The sequence below is a fragment of the Phenylobacterium sp. genome, assembly GCF_036723115.1.
Classification (GTDB): Bacteria; Pseudomonadota; Alphaproteobacteria; order Caulobacterales; family Caulobacteraceae; genus Phenylobacterium.
Genome location: NZ_DAIMHV010000157.1, coordinates 1 through 6,278, shown reverse-complemented (window position 1 = coordinate 6,278; position 6,278 = coordinate 1). Strand labels below are relative to the sequence as shown.

Genomic DNA, 6,278 nt, shown 5'->3' with positions numbered 1-6,278 from the left:
TGCACGCCTATCGCTGGCTGATCGACAGCCGCGACGAGGCCACCGGCGAGCGGCTTGACGATCTGGAAGACCCGTTCAAGCTCTATCGCTGCCACACGATCATGAACTGCGCCCAGGTCTGCCCGAAGGGCCTGAATCCGGCCAAGGCCATCGCCGAGGTCAAGAAGATGCTGGTCGATCGGGTGGTCTAAAGAACGGCGCCCTGCTTTTCCCAAGTTGACGCAGGCGTCATTTTTCTGCATCGGGGGAAGCGATGACTGATTTGGGCGCACATGTGGTGATCTTAGGCGCGGGCCACGCCGGCGGCACGGCCGCGGCCCTGCTGCGCCAGTATGGCCATACGGGCAAGATCACCCTGGTGGGCGAAGAGCCGATCCCCCCCTATCAGCGGCCGCCGCTGTCCAAGGCCTGGCTCAAGGGCGAGGCCGACGCCGACGCTTTGGCGCTGAAGCCGCTGGAGTTCTACGCCGACAACGGCATCGACTTCCTGGCCGGGGTGCGGGGGGTGAAGCTCGCCCGCTCGCCCAAGGAACTTACCCTGTCCGACGGGCGGGTGCTGAATTACGACATCCTGATCCTGGCCACCGGCGCCCGGGCCCTGAAACTGCCCGTTCCCGGCGCCGACCTTTCGGGCCTGCTGGAGCTGCGCACCGCCGCCGACGCCGAGGCGCTGAAGGCCGCCGTGGGTCCGGGCAAGCGTCTGGCCGTGGTGGGCGGGGGCTATATCGGCCTGGAAGTGGCCGCCTCCGGCCGCGCCCTGGGCGCCGAGGTGGTGGTGATCGAGCGCGAGCCCCGCCTGCTGGCCCGGGTGGCCTGCGAGGCGCTCTCCACCTTCTTCCGCACCTATCACGAGAAGAACGGCGTGACCTTCGAGCTGGGGGCCAGCGTCACCGGCTTCGTGGGCGAGAATGGCCAGGTCACCGGCGTCACCCTGGCCGACGGACGGACCGTGCCCTGCGACGCCGCGGTGATCGGGGTGGGCGCCACCCCCAATGACGAGATCGCCGCCGACGCCGGCCTGGACACCGCCCGGGGCGTGGTGGTGAACCTGGAGGCCCGCACCTCCGACCCCGCCATCTTCGCCATCGGCGACGTGGCCCACAGGCCCATGCCCATCTATGACCGCATGTTCCGGATGGAGAGCGTGCCCAACGCCCTGGAACAGGCCAAGCAGGCCGCCTGCGCCATCACCGGTCGCCCGGCCCCGGCCGGCGAGGTGCCGTGGCAGTGGTCCGACCAATATGATCTCAAGCTCCAGATCGCCGGCTACGCCTTCGATGTGGACGAGGTGCTGCTCCGGGGCGACCCGGCCAGCGGCAAGTTCGCCGTCTTCCACCTGAAGGGCGATCAGATCCAGTCCGTGGAGGCGATCAACTCGCCCCCGGAATTCATGATGGGCAAGCAGCTGATCGGAAACCGCAAGCCGGTCTCCAAGGCCAAGCTCGCCGATCCAACGGTTTCAATGAAAGAGGTCGTCGCCTGAAGGCGGCGCGAAAGGGAGTCATGGCCAAGATCACCTATATCGAGCACGACGGGACCGAGCACGTCGTGGACGTGAAGACCGGGCTCACGGTGATGGAAGGCGCGGTGAAGAATAATATTCCGGGCATCGACGCCGACTGCGGCGGCGCCTGCGCCTGCGCCACCTGCCACGTCTATGTGGACGACGCCTGGAAGGACAAGACCGGCGAGAGCTCGGCCATGGAGGAGTCCATGCTGGACTTCGCCGAGAACGTCGAGCCCAACAGCCGCCTGTCCTGCCAGATCAAGGTCACCGACGCGCTGGACGGCCTGATCGTCCGCATGCCGGAAAGCCAGCACTAAGCCTTAGAGCGCGTTCCGATAAGTGGAAACCGGTTATCGGATCGAAACGCGCTCAAGTCTTTGAGTTTAGAGCGACGCCCCGGGCGGGTAGGCGTGCCGCCCGCCCCGGGGGTCTTCGATCTCGAGCGCCTCGCCTCGCCGGTGGACATAGTCCGGTCCGATCGGCGCCTTGCCGCGCCCGCCGGGAATGTCCAGCACATAAGCCGGCTGACAGAGGCCCGAATAATCCCCCCGCAGGTCCCGCATCAGGGCCTGACCTTCGTCCAGGCTGACGCGGAAATGGCCGGTGCCCGGCGCCAGGTCCCCGTGGTGCAGATAGTAGGGCTTGATCCGGCTCTCCACGAAGGCGCGCATCAGGGCGCCCAGGGCCTCGACGCTGTCGTTCACCCCGCGCAGGAGGACGCTCTGGCTGACCATGGGCAGGCCTGAGTCCACCAACCGGGCGCAGGCCGCCCGCGCGGCCGGCGTCAGTTCGGCGGCGTGGTTGGCGTGCAGGGCCACATAGACCGCTTTTCCGGGACAGCGCAGGGCGTCGACCAGGGCCGGCGTCACCTTGTCCGGATCGACCACCGGCAGCCGGGTGTGGAAGCGCACCACCTTCACATGGTCGATGCCTGAGAGCGCCGCCATCAGTTCGGAAATCCGGCGGGGCGAGAGCACCAGGGGATCGCCTCCGGTGACGATGACCTCCCAGATCTCCTCATGGGCGCGGACATAGTCCAGGGCGCGGGCCAGCTCGGCGGGGCTCAGCGTCCCCTCCCCGTCCGGCCCCACCATCTCCCGGCGGAAGCAGAAGCGGCAATAGACCGCGCAGACATGGGTGATCTTGAGCAGCGCCCGATCGCGGTAGCGGTGCACCACCCCCTTCACCGGCATGTGGGCGTGATCGCCGATGGGGTCGGCTCGCTCCTGCGGCGTCGTTTCAAGCTCGGCGGGGTCGGGGACGTACTGACGGGCCACCGCCGCGCAGGACAGCGACAGCTCGGCGACCGCGGGCGTCAGGGCGACGGCGTACTGGGCGGCCACGGCGGCCAGCTCGGCGGCGGGCTCAGCCGGCAGCAGGCCGGCGCCGGCCAGGTCGTCCAGGGTGCGTAGGGGGCGCATGCGCGTCATCGGCGGCATATGGCGCAGGCTAGCGGCCCCCGCAACGGCCTTGCACGCCCCTCAGGGCGCGGCCACCGGCGTCCAGATCACCTGCTCGATGCGCGGGGCGCCCGTCGCCAGCATCACCAGCCGGTCAAAGCCCAGGGCCGAACCGCTGGCCGGCGGCATGTGCGCCAGGGCGGCCAGGAAGTCCTCGTCGATGGGATAGGCCTCCCCATAGATGCGCAGCTTCTGCGCCATCTCGGCCTCGAACCGGCGGCGCTGTTCGGCCGGGTCGGTGAGCTCGCCGAAGGCGTTGGCCAGCTCCACCCCGCAGGCATAGAGCTCGAAGCGCTCGGCCACCCGCGGGTCGCCGGGCTTGGGCCGGGCGAGCGCGGCCTCCGCCGTGGGATACTCCATCAGGAGCGTCGGCCGCCCGAAGCCCAGCTGCGGCTCAACCTTCTCCACCATGATCTTGCTGAAGACGTCGCTCCAGTCGTCGTCGGGGGCCACGCGCACGCCCGCGGCCCGGGCCTGGGCCGCCAGCGCCGCGCCGTCCACCGCCCCGCCCGGCCCCACCGTGGCCAGGAGATCGACGCCCGCATGGCGCGCATAGGCCTCGGCCACGCTCAGCTTCTCCGGGGCGGCGAAGGGATCGCAGGCGCCGCCCCGCCAGGTGAGCATCCTCGTCCCCGCCGCCTCGGCCGCCAGGGCCAGCAGGGCCGCGCAGTCGGCCATCAGGGTCTCATAGGGGGCGCCTGCCCGGTACCATTCCAGCAGGGTGAATTCCGGATGGTGCAGCGGCCCCCGCTCGCGGTTGCGCCAGACCCGGGCGAGGTCGAAAATCTTCGTCTCGCCCGCGGCCAGCAGCTTCTTGCAGGCGAATTCCGGCGAGGTGTGCAGGTGCATCGGCGCCCGCGACCCGTCCGGCCCGATGAGCGCAGTGGAAAAGGCGTGCAGATGGGCCTCATTGCCCGGCGAGACCTGAAGGGCGGCGGCCTCCACCTCGGTGAAGCCCTGATCCTCGAACCACCGCCGCACCGCCCGCAGGATCGCCCCGCGCAGGGTGAGGAAAGGCCGGCGGTCGCGGTGCTGGCCTTGGTCCCACCAGGGGGTCGCGGCCGGTGTCGAAGCGGGGCTCATGGGCGTTCCTGGGCGGTCATGGTCGAGGCGTCAATGGGCGGAAAATGGCCGGAACGGCTGGCGAAACGGCCTGTGATCCTATAGGTGCGCGGGAACCGCTCGATTTTGACAGATCGGCGCGCGGCCGTCCGCCGCCGCGCCAGGCACTGAGGAAGATACCACGTGAAGGTCGCCGCCAGCTCGCTTCGCAAGGGGAATGTCGTCGATATGGACGGCAAGCTCTACGTCGTCCTGACCACCCAGAACATCCACCCCGGCAAGGGCACGCCCGTGACCCAGCTGGACATGCGCCGCATCTCCGACGGGGTGAAGGTCTCCGAGCGCTACCGCACCACCGAGCAGGTGGAGCGCGCCTTCGTGGAGGAGCGCGAGCACACCTTCCTCTATGCCGACGGCGAGGGCTATCACTTCATGAACCCGGAGAACTACGACCAGATCGTGGTGCCCGAGGACGTGATCGGCGAGACCAAGATGTACCTGCAGGACGGCATGGCCGTTCAGCTCTCCACCCATGAGGGCGTGCCCATCGCCATCAGCCTGCCCTCCCGCGTGACCCTGGAGATCACCGAGACCGAGCCGGTGGTGAAGGGTCAGACGGCGTCCTCCTCCTACAAGCCGGCCATGACCGATGTGGGCCTGCGGGTGATGATCCCGCCCTACATCACCGTGGGCACCCGCATCGTCGTCCTCACCGAGGACGGCTCCTATGTGGAACGCGCCAAGGACTAGAGCGCGTTCCGATAAGTGGGAACCGGTTATCGGATCGAAACGCGCTCAAGGCACTAAGGGCGCGTCGAGGACGCCTCTCTTCAGGCGCTCTTCTTCTTGCGCGGAGCCGCCCGGCCCGTGGCGCGCTTGGCCTTGGCCGCGCCTGTGCGGGCGGCGGGCTTGCGCCGGGCGCCGCCCTTGGCGCCCTCGCCCAGGCTGGCCCGCAGCTGCTCCATGAGGTCGCTGACCTCGGTGGCCTTGGGCGCTTCGGGGGCCTTGATGGTGCGGCCCTCCTCCTTCTCCGCGATCAGGGCGCGCAGGGCCTCTTCATAGCGGTCGGTGAATTGGCTGGGGTCGAAGTCGCCTTCCTGCTGCTCGATGATCCTGGCCGCGATCTCCACCATCTTCTTGTCGGGCTTCACGTCGGGGATGGACGCGAAGGCGTCCTCGGCGCTGCGGACCTCGTCCTTGGAGCGCAGGGTGTAGGCCAGAATGCCCAGGTCCCGCGGCTCCAGCGCCATCAGCCGCTCCCGCTGGTGCATGACCAGCCGGCCGAGCGCGATCTTGCCCGAGGCGCCCATGGCCTCGCGGATGACGGTGAAGGCCTCCACCGCCATCTCCCCGTCGGGCACCAGGAAGTAGGGATCGTTCCAGTAGAGCCGGTCGATCTCCTCGGCGTCCACGAACCGCTCGATGTCCAGGCTGCGGGTGGTCTCCAGCTTGACGTTGTTGATCTCGTCCTGGGTGAGGACGACATAGCGCCCCTTCTCCACCTCATAGCCCTTGACGATGTCGGCCCGGTCCACCGGCCCGCTCTCCGGATCGGTGGGCACCATGCGGATGCGGTTGTGGGTGTCCTTGTGCAGCATGTTGAAGCTGACATCGCCCGCCCGGCTGGTGGCCGTGAACAGGGTGACGGGACAGCTGACCAGGGACAGGCGCAGATAACCCTGCCAGGACGGGCGCGCGGCCATGACGAACTCCGGAAATCCTTGAGTCCGTTCAACGCCTTGCCGGGCGATTCGTTCGGGGCGGGTGCTAATCCAGGCCCAGCTTCGGCAGCATGATCGCCTCCCAGGCGTCCAGCTGCGGCTTGCGGAAGCCCGTCCGCACCCCGCTTTCCGGGCCGAACTCCAGCAGGGCGTCGCCCGCCGGCTCATAGGCCGGCCAGTCCAGGCCCTCGCAGGCCGGCCGGCCGGTGCGGGCGAAAGCCACCCAGCAGCCGTGCATCAGCCGGGCCATGGCGCGGTCCTCCTCGCTCACCTGACTCATGGGGGTGCGGCGGCCCCAGTATTCGAACACGTACTGGATCTCCGCGGCGTGATGGGCCCGCGCCAGCACCGGGCGGAAGCGGTGGCCCACATAGGAAAAGTGATAGAGATAGGCGCCGGCGCCGCCCGCCGCCTGGCGGGCGATCCAGCGGGCCGGAGCGGCGAACATCTGGTCGGTGAAGGCCGCCCGGCCCAGGGCCTCCTCGCCCTCGTCCGCTTCGGCGGCATAGAAGTTCCGCGCGATGGGGG

At 69.0% G+C, this 6,278-nt stretch carries 7 protein-coding genes and 1 pseudogene; 4 read left to right on the top strand and 4 right to left on the bottom strand.

Annotated features, from left to right (window positions below):
• The 3 genes and pseudogenes from V7D28_RS13140 to V7D28_RS13130 form a co-directional block, all read left to right on the top strand.
• Nucleotides 1–191, top strand: a pseudogene (locus V7D28_RS13140) (succinate dehydrogenase iron-sulfur subunit); the annotation flags it as partial.
• Nucleotides 192–253: 62 nt separating this feature from the next.
• On the top strand, nucleotides 254–1,483 hold the full coding sequence (locus V7D28_RS13135) for an NAD(P)/FAD-dependent oxidoreductase (RefSeq protein ID WP_333587834.1): 1,230 nt from the start codon (nucleotides 254–256) through the stop codon (nucleotides 1,481–1,483).
• 20 nt (nucleotides 1,484–1,503) lie between these two features.
• Nucleotides 1,504–1,824: a 2Fe-2S iron-sulfur cluster-binding protein gene (locus V7D28_RS13130; protein WP_333587833.1), complete on the top strand. Its 321-nt coding sequence runs from the start codon at nucleotides 1,504–1,506 to the stop codon at nucleotides 1,822–1,824.
• 66 nt (nucleotides 1,825–1,890) lie between these two features.
• On the opposite strand, the gene V7D28_RS13125 is transcribed toward V7D28_RS13130, so the two are convergent.
• On the bottom strand, nucleotides 1,891–2,928 hold the full coding sequence (locus tag V7D28_RS13125; RefSeq protein ID WP_333587832.1) for a lysine-2,3-aminomutase-like protein: 1,038 nt from the start codon (nucleotides 2,926–2,928) through the stop codon (nucleotides 1,891–1,893).
• Between the two features lie 60 nt (nucleotides 2,929–2,988).
• A complete protein-coding gene (gene epmA, locus V7D28_RS13120) occupies nucleotides 2,989–4,050 on the bottom strand; it encodes an EF-P lysine aminoacylase EpmA (protein WP_333587831.1) in 1,062 nt (353 codons plus the stop codon).
• 162 nt (nucleotides 4,051–4,212) lie between these two features.
• Here epmA and efp point away from each other — a divergent pair, with 162 nt between their 5' ends.
• A complete protein-coding gene (efp, locus tag V7D28_RS13115) occupies nucleotides 4,213–4,779 on the top strand; it encodes an elongation factor P (RefSeq protein WP_333587830.1) in 567 nt (188 codons plus the stop codon).
• An 80-nt stretch (nucleotides 4,780–4,859) separates the two neighbouring features.
• Here the strand turns inward: efp and ku are convergent, their stop codons facing one another.
• Both ku and V7D28_RS13105 read right to left on the bottom strand, forming a co-directional pair.
• Nucleotides 4,860–5,732 carry a non-homologous end joining protein Ku gene (gene ku / locus V7D28_RS13110; RefSeq protein ID WP_333587829.1) on the bottom strand — a complete coding sequence of 291 codons (873 nt, stop codon included), beginning with the start codon at nucleotides 5,730–5,732 and terminating at the stop codon, nucleotides 4,860–4,862.
• A gap of 64 nt (nucleotides 5,733–5,796) precedes the next feature.
• Nucleotides 5,797–6,278: carboxylesterase family protein (locus V7D28_RS13105; protein ID WP_333587828.1), on the bottom strand; the 482-nt coding region annotated here is incomplete at its 5' end.